Annotated in this window: 18 protein-coding genes; 7 read left to right on the top strand and 11 right to left on the bottom strand. The window is 60.9% G+C overall.

The window, feature by feature from the left end; genetic code table 11:
* The first annotated feature begins 196 nt into the window (after positions 1–196).
* Both ptsP and nagE read left to right on the top strand, forming a co-directional pair.
* Positions 197–2,713, top strand: coding sequence for a phosphoenolpyruvate--protein phosphotransferase (gene ptsP / locus ACXR0M_RS04745; protein WP_458830385.1), 2,517 nt, complete (start codon positions 197–199; stop codon positions 2,711–2,713).
* Between the two features lie 35 nt (positions 2,714–2,748).
* The gene (nagE, locus tag ACXR0M_RS04740) at positions 2,749–4,464 is read left to right on the top strand and encodes an N-acetylglucosamine-specific PTS transporter subunit IIBC (protein WP_458830383.1); all 1,716 of its coding nucleotides are present in this window, start codon (positions 2,749–2,751) and stop codon (positions 4,462–4,464) included.
* A 189-nt stretch (positions 4,465–4,653) separates the two neighbouring features.
* On the opposite strand, the gene ACXR0M_RS04735 is transcribed toward nagE, so the two are convergent.
* Positions 4,654–5,016 (bottom strand): DUF6124 family protein, encoded by a 363-nt coding sequence (locus ACXR0M_RS04735; RefSeq protein WP_458830381.1) that lies wholly within the window; start codon positions 5,014–5,016, stop codon positions 4,654–4,656.
* Between the two features lie 593 nt (positions 5,017–5,609).
* Between ACXR0M_RS04735 and ACXR0M_RS04730 the strand changes: the two genes are divergently transcribed.
* The gene (locus ACXR0M_RS04730) at positions 5,610–5,969 is read left to right on the top strand and encodes a hypothetical protein (protein WP_458830379.1); all 360 of its coding nucleotides are present in this window, start codon (positions 5,610–5,612) and stop codon (positions 5,967–5,969) included.
* 65 nt (positions 5,970–6,034) lie between these two features.
* Here ACXR0M_RS04730 and ACXR0M_RS04725 read toward each other — a convergent pair whose 3' ends face one another.
* Together ACXR0M_RS04725 and purL are read right to left on the bottom strand one after the other, a co-directional pair.
* Positions 6,035–6,346, bottom strand: coding sequence for an NGG1p interacting factor NIF3 (locus ACXR0M_RS04725; protein WP_458830377.1), 312 nt, complete (start codon positions 6,344–6,346; stop codon positions 6,035–6,037).
* Positions 6,347–6,351: 5 nt separating this feature from the next.
* Entirely contained in the window at positions 6,352–10,248 is a 3,897-nt protein-coding gene (gene purL / locus ACXR0M_RS04720; protein WP_458830376.1) for a phosphoribosylformylglycinamidine synthase, read from the bottom strand.
* A 285-nt stretch (positions 10,249–10,533) separates the two neighbouring features.
* On the opposite strand from purL, the gene mltF reads away from it, so the two are divergent.
* Entirely contained in the window at positions 10,534–11,994 is a 1,461-nt protein-coding gene (gene mltF / locus ACXR0M_RS04715) for a membrane-bound lytic murein transglycosylase MltF (protein WP_458830374.1), read from the top strand.
* 105 nt (positions 11,995–12,099) lie between these two features.
* On the opposite strand, the gene pdxJ is transcribed toward mltF, so the two are convergent.
* From pdxJ to lptF, 8 genes are all read right to left on the bottom strand, one after another.
* Positions 12,100–12,846, bottom strand: coding sequence for a pyridoxine 5'-phosphate synthase (gene pdxJ, locus ACXR0M_RS04710; RefSeq protein ID WP_122707172.1), 747 nt, complete (start codon positions 12,844–12,846; stop codon positions 12,100–12,102).
* Between the two features lie 39 nt (positions 12,847–12,885).
* Complete coding sequence (gene recO, locus ACXR0M_RS04705) at positions 12,886–13,575, bottom strand: DNA repair protein RecO (protein ID WP_458830371.1); 690 nt, start codon at positions 13,573–13,575, stop codon at positions 12,886–12,888.
* Between the two features lie 168 nt (positions 13,576–13,743).
* Positions 13,744–14,646 (bottom strand): GTPase Era, encoded by a 903-nt coding sequence (gene era, locus ACXR0M_RS04700; protein WP_007909024.1) that lies wholly within the window; start codon positions 14,644–14,646, stop codon positions 13,744–13,746.
* Complete coding sequence (gene rnc, locus ACXR0M_RS04695) at positions 14,639–15,328, bottom strand: ribonuclease III (RefSeq protein ID WP_458830369.1); 690 nt, start codon at positions 15,326–15,328, stop codon at positions 14,639–14,641. Before rnc ends, era begins: the two co-directional genes overlap by 8 nt.
* Positions 15,329–15,511: 183 nt before the next feature.
* Positions 15,512–16,366 carry a signal peptidase I gene (gene lepB, locus ACXR0M_RS04690; RefSeq protein WP_458830367.1) on the bottom strand — a complete coding sequence of 285 codons (855 nt, stop codon included), beginning with the start codon at positions 16,364–16,366 and terminating at the stop codon, positions 15,512–15,514.
* A gap of 9 nt (positions 16,367–16,375) precedes the next feature.
* Positions 16,376–18,172: a translation elongation factor 4 gene (gene lepA, locus ACXR0M_RS04685; protein ID WP_085608162.1), complete on the bottom strand. Its 1,797-nt coding sequence runs from the start codon at positions 18,170–18,172 to the stop codon at positions 16,376–16,378.
* A gap of 171 nt (positions 18,173–18,343) precedes the next feature.
* Positions 18,344–19,405 (bottom strand): LPS export ABC transporter permease LptG, encoded by a 1,062-nt coding sequence (gene lptG, locus ACXR0M_RS04680; RefSeq protein WP_458830365.1) that lies wholly within the window; start codon positions 19,403–19,405, stop codon positions 18,344–18,346.
* Complete coding sequence (gene lptF, locus ACXR0M_RS04675) at positions 19,398–20,519, bottom strand: LPS export ABC transporter permease LptF (RefSeq protein ID WP_458830363.1); 1,122 nt, start codon at positions 20,517–20,519, stop codon at positions 19,398–19,400. The genes lptG and lptF overlap by 8 nt, the downstream gene beginning before the upstream one ends.
* Before the next feature lie 572 nt (positions 20,520–21,091).
* Between lptF and ACXR0M_RS04670 the strand changes: the two genes are divergently transcribed.
* From ACXR0M_RS04670 to ACXR0M_RS04660, 3 genes are read left to right on the top strand one after another with little or no spacing between them, the layout of a single operon-like run.
* A complete protein-coding gene (locus ACXR0M_RS04670; RefSeq protein WP_458830361.1) occupies positions 21,092–22,582 on the top strand; it encodes a leucyl aminopeptidase in 1,491 nt (496 codons plus the stop codon).
* Between the two features lie 60 nt (positions 22,583–22,642).
* A complete protein-coding gene (locus ACXR0M_RS04665) occupies positions 22,643–23,071 on the top strand; it encodes a DNA polymerase III subunit chi (protein WP_458830359.1) in 429 nt (142 codons plus the stop codon).
* An 8-nt stretch (positions 23,072–23,079) separates the two neighbouring features.
* Positions 23,080–23,478, top strand: a complete 399-nt coding sequence (locus ACXR0M_RS04660) for a DNA polymerase III subunit chi (RefSeq protein WP_458830357.1) — start codon at positions 23,080–23,082, stop codon at positions 23,476–23,478.
* The last annotated feature ends 167 nt before the right edge of the window (positions 23,479–23,645 follow it).

Below are 23,645 nucleotides of genomic sequence, written 5' to 3'. Positions count from 1 at the left end.
CGATTTCCCCTGTAGGAGCTGCCGAAGGCTGCGATCTTTTGATCTGGTTTTTATGGATCAAGATCAACAGATCGTCCGATCGCGGCCCGAGCCTTCGGCAGCTCCTACAGGGCTCAGCGAAACCGTGAGATCGCGATGCAGCCATTAAGCAATACCGTGGAATCGCGACATTCCGAACTACTGATGAGACCGAGCCATGCACAACAACAACAATAAAGAGCTGACCCTCAGCGCCCCGCTCAGCGGCCCGGTGCTCACGCTCGCCAAAGTCCCGGACGCGGTGTTCGCCAGCGGCGCGATGGGTGACGGCATTGCCATCGACCCGCTGAACGACACCCTGTATTCGCCCTGCGCCGGCGTAATCATCCACGTCGCCCGTACCGGCCATGCGCTGACCGTGCGCGCCGACAACGGCGCGGAAATCCTCCTGCACCTGGGCCTCGACACCGTTGAACTGAACGGCGAAGGCTTCTCGATGCTGGTCAAGGAAGGCACACCGGTCAGTCAAGGCCAGCCACTGTTGCGTTTCGATCTGGACAAGGTCGGCCAGCAATGCAAAAGCCTGGTCAGCCTGCTGATCCTGACCAACAGCCAGGATTTCCAGGTCCGCCCGATCACGCTCAAAGCAGTGAAAGTCGGCGAGCCGTTGTTGCATATCATCGCCCGCAACGGCGCGGCCGCGAACGTTGAAGAGGCTGGCGGGCCAGAGGTGCAGGGGCACGCGTTGGTGGCGCATCGCGGCGGTCTGCATGCGCGCCCGGCGGCACTGATTCGCCAGACCGCGCAAGCCTTCAACAGCCAGTCGCAACTGCACTACGCCGGCAAATCGGCGCCGTGCAACAGCCTGATCGGGCTGATGGGCCTGGCGATTGGCGAACAGGACGAAGTACGTGTCAGCTGCCAAGGGCCGGACGCCGAAGCCGCGCTGCAAGCCTTGCTCAGCGCATTGACCACCGCGCTGCCCGAGGACCATCACGCCGCTGCACCGGTCAGCGCCGCACCGCGCCAACGCCCGGCCGAAGCAGGTGTATTGCAAGGAGTGTGCGCCGCGCCGGGACTGGTCGGCGGGCCGCTGTTTCGCCTGAACGCGATCAACCTGCCGGCGGATACGGGTAATCATGATCCGCTGGCGCAACAGCAGCTTCTTGAATCAGCGCTGAATCAGGTACGCAGCGACATCCACGCCACCCTGACCCAAGCGCAAAAGCATAAAAGCAGCGACGAAGAAGCAATCTTCGCCGCGCATCTGGCGCTGCTCGAAGACCCGGCACTGCTCGACGCCGCGCAACACGCCATCGAGCAAGGCAGCGCAGCGACTCACGCCTGGAGCCAGGCAATCGATGTGCAGTGCGAAGTGCTGCAACACACCGGCAGCGCGCTGTTGGCCGAGCGCGCCAACGACCTGCGCGACCTTAAGCAACGGGTGCTGCGCGCGCTGCTCGGCGAAGCCTGGCATTACGATGTGCCACCTGGCGCCATCGTCGCCGCGCATGAACTGACGCCGTCGGATCTGCTGCAACTCAGCACGCAAGGGGTCGCCGGGTTGTGCATGGCCGAGGGCGGCGCGACGTCGCACGTGGCGATTCTGGCGCGGGGCAAAGGGTTGCCGTGCCTGGTAGCGTTGGGTTCAGCGTTGCTTGATCAGCCGCAAGGGCAGTCGGTGGTACTGGATGCTGATGGCGGTCGTCTGGAACTGACGCCAAACGCTGAGCGCTTGGTTGAAGTGCAGCAGGCACAAATCGATCGCCAGCAACGTCGCGACGCACAGCAAGCCAAAGCCCACCTGCCTGCCGAAACGCGCAACGGCGTAACCATCGAAGTGGTTGCCAACGTTGCCTCTAGCCATGAAGCGGCCGACGCATTTGCCAACGGCGCCGACGGTGTCGGCCTGTTGCGCACCGAATTTCTCTTTGTCGATCGGCAAACCGCGCCGGACGTCGAAGAACAGCGCGCCGCTTATCAAGCCGTGCTCGACGCCATGGGCGACAAATCGGTGATCATCCGCACCATCGACGTCGGCGGCGACAAGCAACTCGACTACCTGCCGCTGCCCGCCGAGGCCAACCCGGTGCTCGGTTTGCGCGGCATTCGGTTGGCGCAGGCGCGTCCGGAGATCCTCGATCAGCAATTGCGCGCGCTGCTGCAAGTCAGGCCATTGCGCCGCTGCCGGATCCTGTTGCCGATGGTCACTGAGGTCGATGAGCTGCTGGACATTCGCCAACGTATCGATGCGTTGTGCCTCGAACTGGGTGTGAATCAGCGCCCGGAAATCGGCGTGATGATCGAAGTCCCCGCCGCCGCGCTGCAGGCCGAACAACTGGCCGAACACGCTGACTTCCTGTCGATCGGCACCAACGACCTGTCGCAATACACCCTGGCCATGGACCGCGACCACGCCGGCCTCGCCGCGCGGGTCGATGCCCTGCACCCGGCGCTGCTGCGCCTGATCGCCATGACCTGCGCAGGCGCGGCGGTGCACAAGCGCTGGGTCGGCGTCTGCGGTGCTCTCGCCTCGGATCCGTTGGCTACGCCGGTGTTGATCGGCTTGGGCGTGACCGAACTGTCGGTGAGCCCGGTACAGATCGGTGAAATCAAGGACCGCGTGCGCCAGTTGCACGAGGCCGAATGCCAGCGCCTCAGCCGTGACCTGCTCAAGCTGAGCAGCGCCGCCGCCGTGCGTCACGCCTGCCGCCAGCACTGGCCTCTGCACTAACAACAAGCTCTCTATAAAGAGCCGGGAGAACCACCATGTACCAACTGTTCATCGAAGGCCTGCAACGCCTCGGTCGCGCGCTGATGCTGCCGATCGCGATCCTGCCGATTGCCGGCCTGCTGCTGCGTCTGGGTGACACCGACCTGCTGAACATCGCGATCATCCACGATGCCGGTCAGGTGATCTTCGCCAACCTGGCGATGATCTTCGCCATCGGCATCGCCGTCGGTTTCGCCAAAGACAACAACGGTACCGCCGGCCTGGCCGGGGTAATCGGTTACCTGGTGATGATCTCGACGCTGAAGGTGCTCGATGCGAGCATCAACATGGGCATGCTCGCCGGGATCGTCAGCGGCCTGATGGCCGGCGCGCTGTACAACCGCTTCAAGGACATCAAGCTGCCGGAGTACCTGGCATTCTTTGGCGGCCGGCGTTTCGTGCCGATCGTCACCGGGTTTGCCGCGGTCGCGCTGGGCGTGCTGTTCGGCTATATCTGGCCGCCGATCCAGCACGGCATCAACAGTTTCGGCAGCCTGATGATGGAAAGCGGCAGCCTCGGCGCGTTCGTGTTTGGCGTGTTCAACCGCCTGCTGATTGTCACCGGCCTGCACCATATCCTCAACAACATGGCGTGGTTCGTGTTCGGCAACTTCACCGACCCGACCACCGGCGCCCTGGTCACCGGCGACCTGTCGCGCTACTTCGCCGGCGATCCAAAGGGCGGCCAGTTCATGACCGGGATGTTCCCAATGATGATCTTCGGCCTGCCCGCCGCGTGCCTGGCGATGTACCGCAATGCCCTGCCGGAGCGGCGCAAGGTCATGGGCGGGATCTTCCTGTCGATGGCGCTGACCTCGTTTCTGACCGGCGTGACCGAACCCATCGAATTCGCCTTCATGTTCCTCGCCCCGCTGCTGTATCTGCTGCATGCGCTGCTGACCGGGCTGTCGATGGCGATCACCAATGCGCTGAACATTCACCTGGGCTTCACCTTCTCCGGCGGCTTTATCGACATGGTTCTCGGCTGGGGTCGCTCGACCAACGGCTGGCTGGTGATTCCGGTCGGGCTGGCGTATGCCGTGGTGTATTACGTTGTGTTTGATTTCTGTATTCGTCGCTTCAACCTGAAAACGCCGGGGCGTGAGGATGTTGCTGTCAGTGAAAAAGCCGTACTCACTGAAAACGAACGCGCCAGTGCTTACATCAAGGCCTTGGGCGGTGCGCAGAATCTGCTCACCGTTGGCGCGTGCACCACGCGGTTACGGTTGGAGATGGTCGATCGCAACAAGGCTTCGGATGCTGATCTGAAAGCACTGGGTGCGATGGCGGTGGTACGTCCGGGCAAAGGTGGCAGTTTGCAGGTTGTTGTGGGGCCGATGGCCGACAGCATCGCCGACGAAATTCGCCTCGCCATGCCGGCGTTGGGTCGCGCGTTGGTGGCTGCGCTTGGGGTGGTGGTCGAGGAGTCGAAAGCCGCATTGGTCGCTGCACCGGAAGCCCTACAATGGTTGGCGGCATTGGGCGGTCACCAGAATGTGCTGCAACTGGACTGCATCGCCCTGACGCGCATTCGTTTGCAACTGGCCGATGGCAAGGCGTTGTCCGAGGCGCAGTTGAAAGCGCTGGGGTGTCAGGGTGTGAGCGCGTTGGAAGGTGGGGTCTGGCATTTGTTGGTGGGGGAAAAGGCGGCGAGTTTGAGTGGGGCGATTGAGGCCCTCGTCAGTCGAAGTGAGGTCAGTGCCAAGGTTTGAATCTCCGGCGTCTGGGCGGGCCTCTTCGCGAGCAAGCCCGCTCCCACAGTTTGAATTGAATGCTGCCTGCCACAATCTGGTCGGCGCGAAGGGCGTCATCGCTGGCAAGCCGACTCCCACATTTGCAATGCAATCACCTGTGGGAGCGGGCTTGCTCGCGAAGAACGATAACGCGGTGAAGCTGAGAGATCAGGTTTGTGGATCGACCCGATCCAGGGCGCGGTTTACCGCGAGTTCGGCGAGCATGGTGATCTGCTGGATCGCAAGTGCGGTGCTGCGTTGCAGACCGCTCAGTTCGTTGGCGAAGTTGCTGGCCATGGCGCTGGCGCAGGCCAGTGATTCACACGCGTGAGCGAGCAGGCTTTCGGTGTCGACGTTGGGGTGGACGAGGAACATCGTGCTCGGTTGGCGCGGCTTTTTCGGTTCGGGGCAGAGATAGAAGTCCAGCGCGCGCTTGATCGCTTCGCGGTTTTTGGCGAGGTCTTCGGCGTGGAGGGCTTCGGCGAGTGGGGTGGTGGTTTCGGGGGGTGGATCGGGGATTAGTTTGTCCATAATTCAACTCCTGCTGCAGCAAGTAAGGATGCCATCGTTCGCCGGATCTCACGCGGCGAAGAGGTGGCAGCTATGTGCAGGGTGAGATCCACCGGAGCAGGCAACCGGCCAGACCGAAGTCTGCCCGCACACAGCCGCCATAAAACAGGCAGCAGATTGAGCTGGCGCCAATTATCGTGGTGTTGGCGCTAGTTGCAAGCATTCCGGGGATCTCACGCCCGGTCGCTGAATTGGCAGCGACAGGTAAAGCCTAGAGAGCAGGCGTCCGACGGACAACCTGAAAACCTTGTGGGAAGGTTCTTGTTGATTTGACCCAGATTTAAACAGCCTCATAGACCTTGGAGACGGCACTGATCCTACCGGCAGTAGGCTCGCTCAAACATTTTGAGCACGGTGTTTCCAGATAAAGGCCGCCATCGATTTACAGGCGATTGTGTATTTCGAGAGCAGTCCAACTTCGAATAACAAACTCAGTCAATATTCAAAAAAACTCTAGCGGACTGTTAGTTCTTACAGTAGAGATCATTTAGCTATCGGTAGACCCTGCACAAGAGCAGTTCAACTAAAATGATAGTTTATAAAGCAGGTATCTTATGCAAACTCGTAATAAATTCATTATGGTTTCGTCATTCCCTTTCGCCTTGTCGCTCTGTTCTGAATATGTCTCAGCGGGTGATTGCGAAGTCGCATGGGAAGCCAGCAGCGCTAAGGCTTCCTGCGAATTGACGGTAAAACCTATTCCTCTCAGTTATCCTAAATCGGGCTTGGAAGAACAAGTAATTTCATGTGAGATGAATACTAAATGTTTAACAGGAACCACCCACCCGGAGAACAGCAACAGCTTGAGTACGCGTGAAATACTGGATTATAAATTTGAAAAATTTGTAATGCCGCCACGTCAAGTAAAAAACCTCAAAAACTGCGGTGGCAGCTTACGATTCAGTAATTGTTGAAACAAAAACCGCAAAAACCCGCTGGAATCACTCCCAGCGGGTTTTTCATTTCAGCAGCAGAAAGATCAGAAATCTTCCAGCCGCCACACCTCATAAGCCGGCGTCTCATACGGATGGCTGAGCTTCAACGCCGCCACAACAGCAACGATCACCTCATCCGCCACCACAAGCTCGACCTTCCACTCCTCAACCCGCTCGACCTGCCCCGCTTCACCCATAAACGGCTGACTGCCGTCCAAAGGTCGAAACTGGCCCAGACCGAGCACCTGCCAGGCACAGTGGTCATAGTCGCCAATCCGCCCACCACCGGCAGCGAATACGGCTTCCTTGACCACCTCGACATGACTGTCAGGAACAAAAAACCCGACCTTGTACACAGGCCTCAGTTCACCCAGACGCGCGCATTACGGAACATGCGCATCCAGGGAGCATCCTCGGTCCAGTCTTCCGAACGCCACGAGTTCTGCACCGCGCGGAACACCCGCTCCGGGTGCGGCATCATGATCGTCACACGGCCATCACGGCTGGTGAGACCAGTAATCCCGCGCGGCGAACCGTTCGGGTTGGCCGGGTAGGCTTCGGTGACCTTGCCGTGGTTGTCGACAAACCGCATCGCCACGCAACCGGACAGATCAGCTTCCAGCAGCGCTTCTTCGCTGGCGAACTCGGCATGGCCTTCACCGTGAGCGATGGCGATCGGCATGCGCGAACCGGCCATGCCCTGCAGGAAGATCGAGTTCGATTCCTGGATCTGCACCATCGCCACGCGCGCTTCGAACTGCTCGGAGCGGTTGCGCACGAAGTGCGGCCAGAACTCGCTGCCCGGAATCAGCTCGTGCAGGTTGGACATCATCTGGCAACCGTTGCACACGCCGAGGGTGAAGCTGTCGTTACGCTCGAAGAAGCCCTGGAACGCATCGCGGGCGCGGCTGTTGAACAGCGCCGACTTGGCCCAGCCTTCACCGGCGCCGAGTACGTCGCCGTAGGAGAAACCGCCGCAGGCCACCAGACCTTTGAACTCGTTGAGGTCGACGCGGCCAGCGAGAATGTCGCTCATGTGCACGTCGATCGCGTTGAAACCGGCGCGGTCGAACGCGGCGGCCATTTCCACCTGACCGTTGACGCCCTGCTCACGCAGCACGGCAACCTGTGGGCGGATGCCTTTCTTGATGTAAGGCGCGGCGATGTCCTGGTTGACGTCGTAGCTCAGCTTGACGCTCAGGCCCGGATTGTCTTCTTCCAGCAGCGCGTCGAACTCTTGCTCGGCGCAGTCGGCGTTGTCACGCAGACGCTGGATCTGGTAGCTGGTCTCGGCCCACTGACGCTGCAGCAGACGACGCTGGCCTTCGAACACGGTGTCACCGTTGAAGGTGATGTTGATCTGGCCATTGTTGATCGGCTGACCGATCACCGACACGCAGTCGCCCAGACCGGCCGCGCTGAATTGCGCGAGGATGTCTGGCGTGGCGTCCTGACGAACCTGGATCACGGCGCCCAGCTCTTCGTTGAACAGGATCGCGGCGATTTCTGCCGAGCTTTCGGCAACGCTGTCCAGGTTCAGGCTCAGACCGCAGTGGCCGGCGAAGGCCATTTCCACCACGGAGGTCAGCAGACCGCCGTCGGACCGGTCGTGGTACGCCAGCAGGTGACCGTCGGCGTTGAGGCCCTGGATCACCGCGAAGAAAGCTTTCAGGTCTTCAGCGTCATCGACGTCCGGAGCCTGCTTGCCGAGCTTGCCGTGCACCTGCGCGAGGATCGAAGCACCCATGCGGTTCTGGCCGCGACCGAGGTCGATCAGGATCAGGTCGGTGGTGCCCTTGTCCATGCGCAGTTCGGGGGTCAGGGTCTGACGGATGTCAGCCACTGGGGCGAAACCGGTGACGATCAGCGACATTGGCGACGTGACGGTTTTCTCTTCGCCGTTGTCGTTCCAGCGAGTGGCCATGGACATCGAGTCCTTGCCCACCGGGATGGTAATGCCCAGCTCAGGGCACAGTTCCATGCCGACCGCTTTCACGGTGTCGTACAGACGCGCGTCTTCGCCGGGGTGGCCGGCGGCGGACATCCAGTTCGCCGACAGTTTGATGTCGGAGATTTTGTTGATGCGCGACGCGGCAATGTTGGTCAGGGTTTCGCCGATGGCCATGCGGCCTGACGCCGGAGCGTCCAGCAGTGCCAGCGGAGTGCGCTCGCCCATGGCCATGGCTTCACCGGTGTAGACGTCGAAGCTGGTGGCGGTGACGGCGACGTCGGCCACCGGAACCTGCCACGGGCCGACCATCTGGTCACGGGCCACGAGGCCGGTGATGGTGCGGTCGCCGATGGTGATCAGGAAGCTCTTGCTGGCCACGGCCGGGTGATGCAGAACGCGCTCGATGCTTTCAGTGATGTCGAGGTTCGACGGATCGAAGTCATCGCCCAGCTCGGCTTCGCGAACCACCGAACGGTGCATGCGCGGCGCCTTGCCCAGCAACACTTCCAGTGGCATGTCCACCGGGTTGTTGCCGAAGTGGCTATCCGTGACAGTAAGCTGCGGTTCGGCGGTGGCTTCACCGACCACGGCAAACGGGCAACGCTCGCGTTCGCAGATCGCCTGGAAGCGCTCGAAGTCTTCCGGGCCGACCGCCAGAACGTAACGCTCCTGGGATTCGTTGGACCAGATTTCGTGCGGGGCCATGCCCGGCTCGTCGTTGGGAATGTTGCGCAGTTCGAAACGGCCACCGCGGTCGCCGTCGTTGACCAGTTCCGGGAAGGCGTTGGACAGACCGCCCGCACCCACGTCGTGGATGAAGCTGATCGGGTTCTTGTCGCCCAGCTGCCAGCAACGGTCGATGACTTCCTGGCAACGACGCTCCATCTCAGGGTTTTCCCGCTGAACGGACGCGAAGTCGAGATCTGCCGAGCTGGTGCCGGTGGCCATCGAGGACGCAGCGCCGCCGCCCAGACCGATGAGCATCGCCGGGCCGCCAAGCACGATCAGCTTGGAGCCCACGACGATTTCGCCTTTCTTGACGTGTTCTTCGCGGATGTTGCCCATGCCGCCAGCCAGCATGATCGGCTTGTGGTAACCGCGAACTTCGTCACCGTGCGGAGTGCTGATCGACTGTTCGAAGGTACGGAAGTAGCCGGTCAGGGCCGGACGACCGAATTCGTTGTTGAACGCGGCGCCGCCCAGCGGGCCTTCGATCATGATGTCCAGTGCGGTGACGATGCGCTCAGGCTTGCCGTACGGCACTTCCCACGGCTGTTCGAAGCCCGGGATCTGCAGGTTGGACACGGTGAAACCGGTGAGGCCGGCCTTTGGCTTGGCACCACGACCGGTGGCACCTTCGTCGCGGATCTCGCCACCGGAACCGGTGGAGGCGCCCGGGAACGGCGCGATCGCGGTCGGGTGGTTGTGGGTTTCGACCTTCATCAGAATGTGCACCGGCTCCTGCACCGCGCCGTACTGGCGGGTTTCAGGGTTCGGGAAGAAGCGGCCGGCGACGTTGCCGACGATCACCGAGGCGTTGTCCTTATAAGCGGACAACACGCCTTCGCTGTGCATCTGATAGGTGTTCTTGATCATGCCGAACAGGCTTTTTTCCTGGCTCTGGCCGTCAATATCCCAACTGGCGTTGAAGATCTTGTGGCGGCAGTGCTCGGAGTTGGCCTGGGCGAACATCATCAGTTCGATGTCGTGCGGGTTGCGCTTGAGGCCGTTGAAGGCGTTGACCAGATAGTCGATCTCGTCTTCGGCCAGGGCCAGGCCCAGCTCGGTGTTGGCCTTTTCCAGCGCGGCGCGGCCGCCGCCGAGGATGTCGATCGCGGTCAGCGGCTTCGGCTCGGCGTGGCTGAACAGACCGGCGGCCTGTTCCAGATTGTTCAGGACGATCTGGGTCATGCGGTCATGCAGTACGTCGGCGATTTGCTGCGCCTCGGCTTCGCTGAACTGCCCGGCCACGTAGAACGCGATACCGCGCTCCAGGCGCTGGATCTTGCTCAGGCCGCAGTTGCGGGCGATGTCGCTGGCCTTGCTCGACCATGGCGAGATGGTGCCGAAACGCGGCAACACCAGAAACAGACGGCCGGTCGGCTCTTGAACCGGAACGCTTGGACCGTACTTCAGAAGGCGCGCAAGCACCTGCTGTTCGTCGCCGGTCAGGACGCCGGTGACTTCGGCGAAGTGAGCGAATTCAGCATACAAGCCACTGACAGCTGGAACCTTCTGGCTCAGTTGCTCAAGGAGTTTGCTGTGGCGAAAGGCAGAAAGGGCAGGAGCGCCGCGCAGGATCAACATCTTCGGGACAGCCTCGGGAAGGGGTGTGCTTTGAGGCCGTGCATTCTAGCCTAAACCGCCCTCAACATCACCCGAAACGCTACGCACGGTTGCACCCGGATATCAATCTGTGTTTCTGCCTTTCGAGTCAGATTTAACCGACCTGTGATGCTGGCTTATTTTTACTGTAACAAAATGCTCTAGAGCCCCGTTCCTGCTGGGTTTCGCGCAGATTTGTGATCTCTAGCAGACAAGCCCTTCACTGTCGAGATATGGCGCCCGCAGCCGTTTGCGTATACTGCGCAGATGTTTTTCCCAACGGCTTTGCGTCCGCGGTACGCCAAATGGCTGATCGCAACCGGACTCTTCCTGATGCTCGGTGGCTGTGTTGATAAACCCAACACACTCGAGCGCGTAAAGGAGGATGGTGTGCTGCGGGTGATTACCCGTAACAGCCCCGCCACCTACTTTCAGGATCGCAGCGGTGAAACCGGCTTCGAATACGAGCTGGTGAAGCGCTTCGCCGACGATTTGGGGGTCGAGCTGAAGATCGAGACTGCCGACAATCTTGATGATCTGTTCAACCAGGTCGGCAAACCGAACGGGCCGGTATTGGCGGCAGCCGGGCTGGTCAGCAGTGAAGATCGGCAGAAGCAGGTGCGCTTCTCCCACTCCTACCTCGAAGTCACCCCGCAGATCATCTATCGCAACGGCCAGTCGCGGCCGACCGATCCCGGCGATCTGGCCGGCAAGAAGATCATGGTGCTCAAGGGCAGCACCCACGCCGAACAACTGGCAGAGCTGAAAAAGAAATTTCCCGGCATCGAGTACGAAGAATCCGACGCGGTGGAAGTGGTCGACCTGTTGCGCATGGTCGATGAAGGCCAGATCGACCTGACCCTGGTCGATTCCAATGAAGTGGCGATGAATCAGGTGTACTTCACCAACATCCGCGTGGCCTTCGACCTCGGCGATGCGCGCAGCCAGAGCTGGGCCGTGGCTGCCGGCGAAGACAACAGCCTGCTCAACGAGATCAACGCCTACCTCGACAAGGTGCAGAAAAACGGCACCCTGCAGCGCCTCAAAGACCGTTATTACGGGCACGTCGATGTCCTCGGCTACATGGGCGCCACCACCTTCGCCCAGCACCTGCAGCAGCGCCTGCCCAAATACGAACAGCACTTCAAGACTTACGCCAAGAAAGAGAAAGTCGACTGGCGCCTGCTCGCCGCCATCGGTTATCAGGAATCGCTGTGGCAACCGTCGGTCACTTCGAAGACCGGCGTGCGCGGCCTGATGATGCTGACCCAGAACACTGCTCAGGCGATGGGCGTGTCGAACCGACTCGATCCCAAGCAAAGCATCATGGGCGGCGCCAAGTACCTGGCGTACATGAAGGATCAGCTCGACGAATCGATTCAGGAGCCGGACCGCACGTGGTTCGCCCTGGCGGCTTATAACGTTGGCAGCGGCCACCTCGATGACGCGCGCAAACTGGCGTCCCGCGAAGGCCTGAATCCGGACAAATGGCTGGACGTGAAGAAGATGCTGCCGCGCCTGTCGCAGAAGCAGTGGTACAGCAAGACCCGCTATGGCTACGCCCGGGGCGGCGAGCCAGTGCATTTCGTGGCGAACATCCGGCGCTACTACGACATCCTGACTTGGGTGACCCAGCCGCAGCTTGAGGGCGACCAGGTGGCCGAGGGCAATCTGCATGTGCCCGGTATCGACAAGTCAAAACCCGCTCAAGAACCTGCCCCGCTCTAAATTTTTGTTGTCTTTGATGACGCCATCGCGGGCAAGCCACGCTCCCACAGGAGATCCCCGAACCTGTGGGAGCGTGGCTTGCCCGCGATGGCAGCGCCGCCGTCTTCAGCCTTTGAGCGCAGCAGCCAGAATCAGCGCCTTCATCTCCGACACCGCCGACTTGAACCCCACAAAAAGAGCATGTGCCACCAGCGCATGACCAATGTTCAGTTCGTTGATGCCCTTGATCGCCGCCACCGCTTCAACATTGTGGTAATGCAGGCCATGCCCGGCATTGACGATCAGGCCTTGAGCCAGACCAAACGCCACGCCGTCCGCCACACGCTTCAGCTCTTCAGCAACCTCGGTCGGGGTCTCGGCATCGGCGTAACGCCCGGTGTGCAGTTCGATGGCCGGTGCACCCACGCGTTTGGACGCAGCGATCTGCCGCTCGTCGGCGTCAATGAACAGCGACACTTCACTGCCGATCTTCGACAGACGCTCGACCGCTGCCTTGATCCGCTCTTCCTGCCCCGCGACATCCAGACCGCCTTCGGTGGTCAGTTCCTGACGGGTTTCCGGGACCAGGCAGATGTGCGCCGGACGGATGCGTTCGGCGAACGCCATCATTTCTTCGGTAACGCCCATCTCGAAGTTCATGCGGGTCTGCAGCACATCCTTGAGCAGCAACACGTCGCGCTCCTGAATATGCCGGCGGTCTTCACGCAGGTGCACGGTGATGCCGTCGGCGCCCGCCTCTTCCGCGTCCAGCGCCGCCTTGACCGGATCCGGGTAGCGCGTGCCACGGGCCTGCCGCAGGGTGGCGACGTGGTCGATGTTCACGCCAAGAAGAATGCGATTGCTGCTGGTCACGGATGCGCTCCTGAAGGGAAAGATTCGGCGCACAGCATATCAGGGCTTGCGAAATAGCTCGCGGCTGACGAGGGGGCGCCCGCCGAGATGAACCGCCAATGCCTGGCGCATCAGCCGCTTGGCCGCCGACAGCGCGCCGGGGGCGGTCCAGTCGGCTTCGGCCATGGCCAACAATTCAACACCGTTGAACAAACCCGGTTGCAGCAGATAGACCCGCTCAAGCCCGGCATCCACTTGCAGGCGATAGAGCCCGTCCGCCGCCACCGGTTCGCCGTGGATGTCAGTGTTCATCGAGAAACCGTAGCCGAGATCGTCCAGCAGACGCCATTCGAAAGAACGCAGCAGCGGCTCCAATGGCCGACCTTCGGCCAGGGCCAGCAACGTGGCGGCGTAATGATCGAACACCGCCGGATGTGGATCTTCGGCGGGCAGCAGACGGATCAGCAGTTCATTGAGATAGAGGCCGCTGAACAGCGCCTCGCCGACCATCCAGGTCGCATTGCCGGCACTTTCCATGCGCCCGACATTCTTCAATTCACCCTTGCCCCGAAACTCCACCTCCAACGGCACGAACGGCCGCGCCAATGTCCCGGCCTTGCCCCGCGCGCTGCGCAACACCGCCCGCAGCCGACCTTGCGGCGTGAGGAAATCGACCAGTGCGCTGGTTTCGCGGTAGGCGCGCGAATGCAGGACGTAGGCGGGTTGGGCGGGAGGCGAGGTTTGCGACATTGAGTTCTCGATGAAGAATCGCGGTTTTGTAAACAACCCAGAACCAAATGTGGGAGCGGGCTTGCTCGCGAATGTGGTGTAACAGTCAACATCAATGCTGAATGCTACACCGCATTCGCGAGCAAGCCCGCTCCCACAGGGGGTTCTGGTCTACTGGAAAACCGCTACTTACAGGTCGCCGTAACCCAGCGAACGCAGTGCGCGCTCGTCGTCGGACCAGCCGCCCTTCACCTTGACCCACAGGTTGAGCATGATCTTGGAGTCGAACAGCAGCTCCATGTCCTTGCGCGCCTCGGTGCCAATGCGCTTGATGCGCTCGCCCTTGTCGCCAATGATGATCTTCTTCTGTCCGTCACGCTCGACCAGAATCAACGCGTGAATGTGCAGGGTCTTGCCCTGTTGCTTGAATTCTTCGATCTCGACGGTGATCTGGTACGGCAGCTCGGCGCCCATCTGGCGCATGATTTTCTCACGCACCAGTTCGGCGGCGAGGAAACGGCTGCTGCGGTCGGTGATCTGGTCTTCGGGGAAGAAGTGATCGTTCTCCGGCAGATGATCAGCGATGACTTTTTCCAACGCATCGAGGTTGTGCCCGTGCTGCGCGGAAATCGGGATGATCTGCGCGTTCGGCAGCTGTTCCTGCAACCACGACAGGTGCGGCATCAGCTCGGCCTTGTCTTCGATGCGGTCGGTCTTGTTCAGCGCGACGATCAGCGGGCCGGTCACGTACTGCACGCGCTCCAGGACCATCTGGTCTTCGTCGGTCCACTTGGTACGGTCGACCACGAAGATCACCACGTCGACGTCTTTCAACGCCGCCGAAGCGGTCTTGTTCATGTAACGGTTCAGGGCCTTTTCGCCGCCCTTGTGCATGCCGGGGGTGTCGACATAGATCGCCTGCACGTCGCCCTCGGTCTTGATCCCGAGCATGTTGTGGCGAGTGGTCTGCGGCTTGCGCGAGGTGATCGCCAGCTTCTGCCCGAGGATGTGGTTCAGCAGCGTCGATTTGCCGACGTTGGGACGGCCGACGATGGCAACGTAGCCACAGCGAGTTGCGTTTGTATCAGTCATTGCCATTCTCCACGCCCAGGGCAATCAGTGCTGCGGCGGCCGCTACCTGTTCGGCAATGCGACGGCTCACGCCCTGACCCCGGCTTTTTTCATTCAGTAAAACCACTTCGCACTCGACGAAGAAGGTACGGCAGTGCGGCTCGCCCTGGATATCCACCACTTCGTAGCGCGGCAGTTCACAACCGCGCGATTGCAGGTGTTCCTGCAGACGGGTTTTCGGGTCCTTGTTGGTGTCGACCAGCGTCAGGCCTTCGAACTCGCCGGCCAGCCAGGACAGGACGCGCTCACGGGCGACGTCCATGCCGGCGTCGAGGTAGATCGCACCGATCAACGCTTCGAGGGCATCGGCCAGGATCGACTCGCGACGGAAGCCACCGCTTTTCAGTTCGCCCGAACCCAGGCGCAGGTAGTCGCCCAGGTCGAAACCACGGGCCAGCACGGCCAGTGTCTCACCCTTGACCAGACGTGCGCGCAAACGCGACAACTGGCCTTCGCGGGCCAGCGGGAAGCGATCGAACAGCGCCTCGCCGGCGACAAAGTTGAGGATCGCATCGCCGAGGAATTCCAGGCGCTCGTTGTTGCGCCCGGCAAAGCTGCGATGCGTGAGGGCCAGCAGCATCAGCTCCTGATCCTTGAAGGTGTAACCGAGCTGGCGCTCGAGACGGCTTAGAGAAACGCTCACGGTTTACCCACGCTGAGTTCGTGGCTGGATTCCACCGCCATCGCCGGGATACGGCGCAGGCCTGGGACAATTAACGCTGTGTTCAAAAATGACGTCCTGAATATCGTGGCTTCATGCCCTGGCGCCGATTTGTGTCGACTCCAGAAATGCATTCGGCGCTGTGGTCAACAGCGCCGTGATTGATTACTTGATCAGGCCAACCCGCGAGAAATTCGGCAGGTGGCTGAGTTTCGGTTCCGGCCAGCTCATCCAGACAGCGAAGGCTTTGCCGACGATATTCTGGTCGGGAACCATGCCCAGCAGATCCTTGGGAATGTTCGGGTCATCCCAGTAGCGACTGTCGTTGGAGTTGTCGCGGTTGTCGCCCATCATGAAGTAATGGCCGGCCGGCACGGTCCAGCTATGGTCCGGGGTGGCGCGGTAGCGGCTCATTTCCTTGCGGATCAGGTGCTCGGCAGCGCCGAGTTTTTCCTTGTACAGCTCCGCGCTGCCCAGCGTGCCCGGCTCGGAGCCGACCAGTTGCTCGGCAATCGACTCACCATTGACCAGCAGACGCTTGTCGGCGGTGTACCGCACGGTGTCGCCCGGCAGGCCGACTACACGCTTGATGTAGTTGACGTTCGGGTCGCTCGGGTAGCGGAACACCATCACATCGCCACGCTGCGGGTCACCGACTTCGATGATTTTCTTGTCGATCACCGGCAGGCGGATCCCGTAGGAAAATTTGTTCACCAGAATGAAGTCGCCGACGTCCAGGGTCGGTTTCATCGAGCCGGACGGGATCTGGAACGGTTCCACCAGGAACGAACGCAGCACCAGCACGATGAACAGCACCGGAAAGAACGACTTGCCGTATTCAACCAGCAACGGCTCTTTGTTCAGCTTCTCGACCACCACGGCTTCGGGCTGGCTGACACTGCCTTGATAAGAGGCAATGGCAGCACGCCGACGCGGTGCCAGGAACAACAGATCGAGCAACGCCAACAGGCCGCAGACGAACACGGCGATGACCAGCAACAGCGGGAAATTTAGTGACATAGGACCTGACTATTCCAACCTGAGCACGGCAAGGAAGGCTTCCTGTGGAATTTCCACGTTGCCGACCTGCTTCATGCGTTTCTTACCGGCCTTCTGCTTTTCCAACAGTTTTTTCTTACGGCTTACGTCACCGCCGTAGCATTTGGCCAATACGTTCTTTCTGAGTGCCTTGACGGTTGTCCGGGCAACGATCTGACCGCCAATGGCCGCCTGGATCGCCACGTCGAACATCTGACGAGGAATCAGTTCTTTCATCTTCTCGGTCAACTGGCGACCTTTGAAGTGCGAATTGTCGCGGTGCACGATCAACGCCAGGGCGTCGACCTTGTCACCGTTGATCAGCACGTCCAGTTTCACCAGATTAGCCGATTGGTAACGATCGAAATGGTAATCCAGCGAAGCATAGCCGCGGCTGGTGGATTTGAGGCGGTCGAAGAAGTCCAGGACCACTTCGTTCATCGGCAGGTCGTAAGTGACCTGCACCTGATTGCCGAGGAACAGCATGTCGACCTGCACACCGCGTTTCTCGATGCACAGGGTGATGACGTTGCCCAGGTGTTCCTGCGGAACCAGGATGTTGGCACGCACGATCGGCTCGCGCATGTCTTCGATGGCCGACACATCCGGGAGCTTGGACGGGTTGTCGACGTAAATCGTTTCACCGGTTTTCAGCACCAGCTCGAAAATTACCGTCGGCGCAGTGGTGATCAGGTCCAGGTCGTATTCGCGCTCGAGACGCTCCTGGATGATCTCCATGTGCAGCATGCCGAGGAACCCGCAACGGAAGCCGAAGCCCAGGGCGTCAGAGCTTTCCGGGGTGTACTGCAGCGACGAGTCGTTCAGGGTCAGTTTCTGCAGCGCTTCGCGGAAATCCTCGAAGTCGTCGGAGCTGACCGGGAACAGACCGGCGTAAACCTGTGGCTGGATGCGTTTGAAGCCGGGCAGTACCGGGACGTCCGGGGTCGAGCTCAGGGTCAGGGTGTCACCGACCGGTGCACCGTGAATGTCCTTGATGCTGGCGATGATGAAACCCACTTCGCCGGCCTTGAGGTCAGCGGTGGCGGTGTGTTTCGGGTTGAATACACCGACGCTGTCGACGAGGTGAACCTTGCCGGTGGACTTGACCAGAATCTTGTCGCCCTTCTTCACCCGGCCATGACGCACGCGCACCAGGGAGACAACGCCCAGGTAGTTGTCGAACCAGGAGTCGATGATCAACGCCTGCAACGGATCTTCGATGTTGCCGGTCGGCGCCGGAATGGTCGCGACCAGACGCTCGAGCACTTCGTCGACACCCAGGCCGGTCTTGGCGCTGCAGGTGACGGCGTCGGTGGCGTCGATGCCGATGATCTTCTCGATCTCGTCCTTGACGCGGTCCGGCTCGGCCTGTGGCAGGTCGATCTTGTTCAGTACCGGCATGACCTCCAGGCCCTGCTCGATCGCGGTGTAGCAGTTGGCCACGGACTGGGCTTCAACACCCTGACCGGCATCGACCACCAGCAATGCACCTTCACACGCGGCCAGGGAGCGGCTGACTTCATAGGTGAAGTCGACGTGGCCCGGGGTGTCAATGAAGTTCAGCTGGTAGGTGACGCCATCTTTGGCTTTGTAATAGAGGGTAACGCTGTGGGCCTTGATGGTGATCCCGCGTTCGCGCTCCAGATCCATGGAATCCAGTACCTGGGCTTCCATTTCACGCTCGGCCAGGCCACCGCACATCTGGATGAAACGGTCAGCCAGCGTCGACTTGCCATGGTCAATGTGGGCGATGATGGAGAAATTGCGGATATGACTCAAATCACTCACGGATCAACACTCAAAAAGGCTGCAGGCTGGGCCCGCCGAAAAATAGCCGGGGATTGTACCTGATGCGCGGCGCAAGCGTCACGTTCGCCTGTCACCCGGATTGCATACGAAAACGCCCCGATCTGTCGACCGGGGCGTTTCAAGGTTAAAGCGCTTGCTTCAACGCGGCCATCAACCGGCCCGGCGCAACAGCCAGACCCCGGCCAGCGCACAGACCGTGGCCGGCACCAGCACCGCGAACAGCGGCGAGAAACCGAACACCAGACTCGACGGGCCGAGCAGATCCTGGACGATGCGGAAGGTGAAGCCCACCAGCACACCGGTGAACACCCGCTGACCGAGAGTCACCGAACGCAATGGCCCGAAGATGAAGGAGATCGCCATCAGCACCAGCGCGGCGGTGACCAGCGGCTGCAACACCTTGACCCAGAATGCCAGCCAGTAACGGCCGTTGCTCAGGCCTTGATCCTTCAGATAGTGGATGTAGCCCCACAGCCCGGAAATCGACAGCGATTCAGGCGCCATCACCACGGTATTGAGCAGTTGCGGGCTCAGCGCCACGTCCCACTCCTCGCTCGGCGCGTTCACCACCTCGGTGCTGCGCTCATGGAACAGCGTGGTGGTCACGTCGGTCAGCAGCCAGCGCTTGCCGTCGAACTCTGCGCGCTTGGCGAAGCTCGAACTGAGCAGGTGACGCTCCTTGTCGAAGTGGTAGCGGGTCACGCCATACAGCAGGCCGTCAGGTTGCACGGCATTGATATGGATGAACTCCTCGCCCTGACGGTGCCACATACCGTGCTTGGCGCTTTGTGCATCGCCGCTGCCTTGCGCCAGCGAGCGATTGGCCTGGGCCATGCTTTCGGTAGCCGGGGCCACGTACTCGCCGATCAGCACACCAGCCAGCATCAGCACCAGCATCGGTTTCATCACCGCCCAGACAATGCGGCCGATGGACACGCCAGCGGCACGCATCACGGTGAGTTCACTGCTGCTGGCCAGACTGCCAAGACCGATCAGGCAGCCGATCAGTGCGGCCATCGGCAGCATTTCATAAAGACGACGCGGTGCGGTGAGCAGGACGAAGCTCAATACGTCGGTCAGCGTGTAGGTATCGCTGACGTCGCTCATCTCGTCGATGAAGGCAAACAGCGTTGCCAGACCCAGAATGATCGCCAGCACGGCGATGATTGCCACGAATACGCTGCTGCCGATGTAGCGGTCGAGTTTAACCACGGGCCACCTCCAGCGCAGCGCTGCGACGGCTGGCCAGCTTCAGGCGCAACGGCTCCCAGTACAACAGGCCGAGGCCGATGACCAGGAAGATCCCGTGCACCCACCACAGGCCAAGGGCCGGCGGAATCTTGCCTTTTTCGAGGGCGCCGCGGGCGGCAATCAGGATGGTCAGGTAAGCCATATAAAGAAGAATCGCCGGCAGCAGCTTCAGGAAACGCCCCTGACGCGGGTTGACCCGCGACAGCGGCACCGCCATCAGGGTCACGATGAATACCAGCAACGGCAACGAAAGGCGCCATTGCAGCTCAGCCTTGGAACGCTCGTCGCTGTTGCTCAGCAAGGTCGAAGTCGGCATCGCGTCACGGTCGGTGACCTCGTCGCTGGCATCGGGCTTGGGCAGCAATACGCCGTAGGTGTCGTATTTGATCGCGCGATAATCGGCCTGGCCCGGGCTGCCGTCATAGCGATAGCCATTGTTCAGGATCAGGTAGCGGTTGCCGTCGGCATGGATTTCCTGACGGCCCTTCTCGGCCACCAGCACGGAAATCCCGCGGTCCTTCTGATTGGCCCCGAGGTTTTTCTGCGAGATGAACACGCCGCTGAGGTTGACGCGATCGTCAGTCAGGGTTTCGGTGTAGGTCACCCGGGTGCCATCACGCAGCGCCTGGAAACGGCCGGGTTCGAGGGTATCGAACTCGGTCAGCGCGTCCTGCTTGTTCAGCAACAGCTGGAACTGATTGGCGCCTTGCGGGGCCAGGCTCAGGCTCAACCACGCCACCACCAGTGCGACCAGCGTCGCCGGAAACAGGGTCATGCGCAGCAGGCGCTGCTGACTCATGCCGGTGGCCGAAAGCACGGTCATTTCGCTTTCGAGGTACAACCGGCCGTACGCCAGCAGGATCCCCAGAAACAGGCCCAACGGCAGGATCAGTTGCATGAACCCCGGCAGACGGTAACCCATGATCAGGAACAGCGATCCCGGATCGAGTTGGCCCGCAGCAGCCTGGGCAAGGTATTTGATGAAGCGACCGCTCATGATGATGACCAGCAGCACAGCGCTGACGGCGCTCAGGGTCAACATCACTTCACGGGACAGATAACGGAAGACGATCAAACCAGACACTCCAGGGTTGTCAGGCTAAGGCGGCCAAACAAGCAAACGTCTCGACCGGCCCGCAAGGCAGAGCCGTCGAAAAAAGATGCGGCATTATCCTGTGATTGGGTGCGCCTGTCACTGCGCACACTCATCCATCTCTGTAATCCTTTGCTGATCGTACAACCTAGGGGGCGTTCTCAATTAGTTTTCACACCGCGCCGGGTCTGCTGTTGTGCAGGGCAAGGCGCGAGAAGCGTGGTTTGGTCATTCCAAATAAGCTTCGAGCAACGCAGCCCTGCACAACAGCAGGCCCAGCCCTTCGGGTTGTGCCTTAAAGCCGGCCAGTCTGCGTTGCAGGCCTTGGAAAGGGAACAACCATTCCCAGCGGCGCCTTGCCTGGCTGGCTTTAAGGCGACAACGCGGTGTGAAAACTAATTGAGAACGCCCCCTAGGGTTGTCAGGCGCGGGGAGCGAGGTTCAAACTGCGGCCCTTGTCGCAGGCTTTGGCCTGCGCCTCTTCTATCTATAAGCAGGCGCCTGCGGACACCGCCGAACGCCTGTGTGTTGACCATTCATTCAGGGATCCGGACATGGAACTGGTTGTAAAAAGCGTTAGCCCAGAAACGTTGAAAACCGCCACCCTGGTGGTTGCCGTCGGCGAAGGCCGTAAACTCGGCGTTGCCGCCAGACAGGTCGACGAACTCAGCGGCGGCGCGATCAGCGCCGTGCTCAAGCGTGGCGATCTGGCCGGCAAAGTCGGTCAGAGCCTGCTGCTGCACAGCCTGCCAAACCTGAAAGCCGAGCGCGTGTTGCTGGTCGGCGTGGGCAAGGATGAAGAACTGGGCGACCGTCCGTTCCGCAAAATCGTCGCCGGCATCCTCAACACCCTCAAAGGTCTGGGCGGCAGCGACGCCGTGCTGGCGCTGGACGAAATCATCGTCAAAAAACGCGACAGCTATGGCAAGACCCGTCTGCTGGCCGAAACCCTGGTGGACGGTGAATACACCTTCGACCAGTTCAAGAGCCAGAAAGCCGAACCGCGCGCCCTGAAGAAGATCACCCTGCTGACCATCAAAGCCGCTCAGGCCGAAGTGCAGCGCGCGGTGAACCACGCCACGGCAATCGCCAACGGCATGGCCTTCACCCGTACCCTCGGCAACCTGCCGCCGAACATCTGCCACCCGACTTTCCTTGGCGAGCAGGCTAAGAGCCTGGGCAAAGAGTTCAAGGACCTGAAAGTCGAAGTCCTCGACGAGAAGAAGATCAAATCCCTGGGCATGGGCTCGTTCTACGCGGTAGGCCAGGGCAGCGCCCAGCCGCCGCGCCTGATCGTCATGCAATACAACGGTGGCAAGAAGTCCGAGAAGCCGTACGCGCTGGTCGGCAAAGGCATCACCTTCGACACCGGCGGCATCAGCCTGAAGCCGGGCGCCGGCATGGATGAAATGAAATACGACATGGGCGGCGCAGCCTCCGTGTTCGGTACCCTGCGTGCCGTGCTTGAACTGAAACTGCCGATCAATCTGGTGTGCATCCTCGCCTGCGCCGAAAACATGCCGAGCGGCACCGCTTCGCGTCCGGGCGATATCGTCACCACCATGAGCGGCCAGACCGTGGAAATCCTCAACACCGACGCCGAAGGCCGTCTGGTGCTGTGCGATGCCCTGACCTACTCCGAGCGCTTCAAGCCGCAAGCGGTGATCGACATCGCCACCCTGACCGGCGCCTGCGTCGTGGCGCTGGGTGCCCACACCTCGGGTCTGCTGGGTAACAACGACGAGCTGATCGAGCAACTGCTCAGCGCCGGCAAAGCGGCTGACGACCGCGCCTGGCAACTGCCGCTGTTCGACGAATACCAGGAGCAACTGGACAGCCCGTTCGCCGACATCGCCAACATTGGCGGGCCGAAGGCCGGCACCATCACCGCCGCGTGCTTCCTGTCGCGCTTCACCAAAAACCTGAACTGGGCGCACCTGGACATCGCCGGCACCGCCTGGACCAGCGGCGGCAAGGACAAGGGCGCCACCGGCCGTCCGGTTCCGCTGCTGACCCAATACCTGCTGGACCGCGCCAAAGCCTGAAACCGATGACTTGCGGCGGCGTCACTTGCGGGTGACGCCGTTTGCAGCTCAGGAACCGCAATGACCAAAGTCGACTTCTATATCCTGCCCAGCGCCGATCCTTCGGCTCGCCTGGACTTTGCCTGCAAGCTCACCGAGAAAGCCTGGCGCATGGGCCACCGCATCTACCTGCATTGCAGCGATGTCGCCCAGCGTGATGACCTCGATGCACGCCTGTGGGCATTCAAGGGTGAAACCTTCGTGCCTCACGGCCCTGCCGACAGCGAACCGGACGGTTTGATTGTATTGGGGGTGGGCGCCGACTGTGGCGCGCATCAGGATCTGCTGGTCAATCTCGACCTGAAAGTCCCGGCCTTCGCCAGCCAATTCGCCCGCGTCGCGGAAGTGGTGGTGGAAGATCCGACGATTCGCGCGGCGGGACGGGAGAGTTTCCGTTTCTACCGGGAACAGGGCTATCCTCTGCAAGATCACCGTTTACAGCGCCTCTGAGTACGCCGATGGACACTCCAAAACCGCTGCAAAAGCCTGCGCACCTGCTGGACGATCTCGAATCGATCCGCCAGTTGCTCGGCGATGACAACCTGCAACCGCCGCTGCTGACCGATACGGTCGAGGACGGCGAACAAGAACAGATTCCGATGCTGTTCGAGGCCGTCGACACCAAGCCGCCGGCCATCGAACCGTCACCCGCGCCGGCCCCGACACCTGCGCAACCGCCTGCTGCCGCACCTGTGAATAAAGGCCCGGACGCCCTGCTGCACCTGGACCGCGAACTGCGCGCCGCCGCGCAATTGATCATGCAGGACGTGATCGACGACTTCGCCCCGCACATCGAAACCGAAATCAAACGCCGCCTCGAGGCGCGCATGGAACGGCTGCTCAGCCAATACGAATAACCACAAATCCCCTGTAGGAGCTGCCGCAGGCTGCGATCTTTTGACTTTGTTTTTCAAGATCAAAATCAAAAGATCGCAGCCTGCGGCAGCTCCTACATTTAAATGCCCTACCCGATCCCCCGCTCGCCCTCGGCCCCATGCCCCGCTATACTTCCCGGCTTTTCCTG

Source organism: Pseudomonas sp. Eth.TT006, assembly GCF_054456575.1.
The sequence above is the reverse complement of the archived record's forward strand: the minus strand, read 5'-3'. Positions and strand labels throughout refer to the sequence as shown.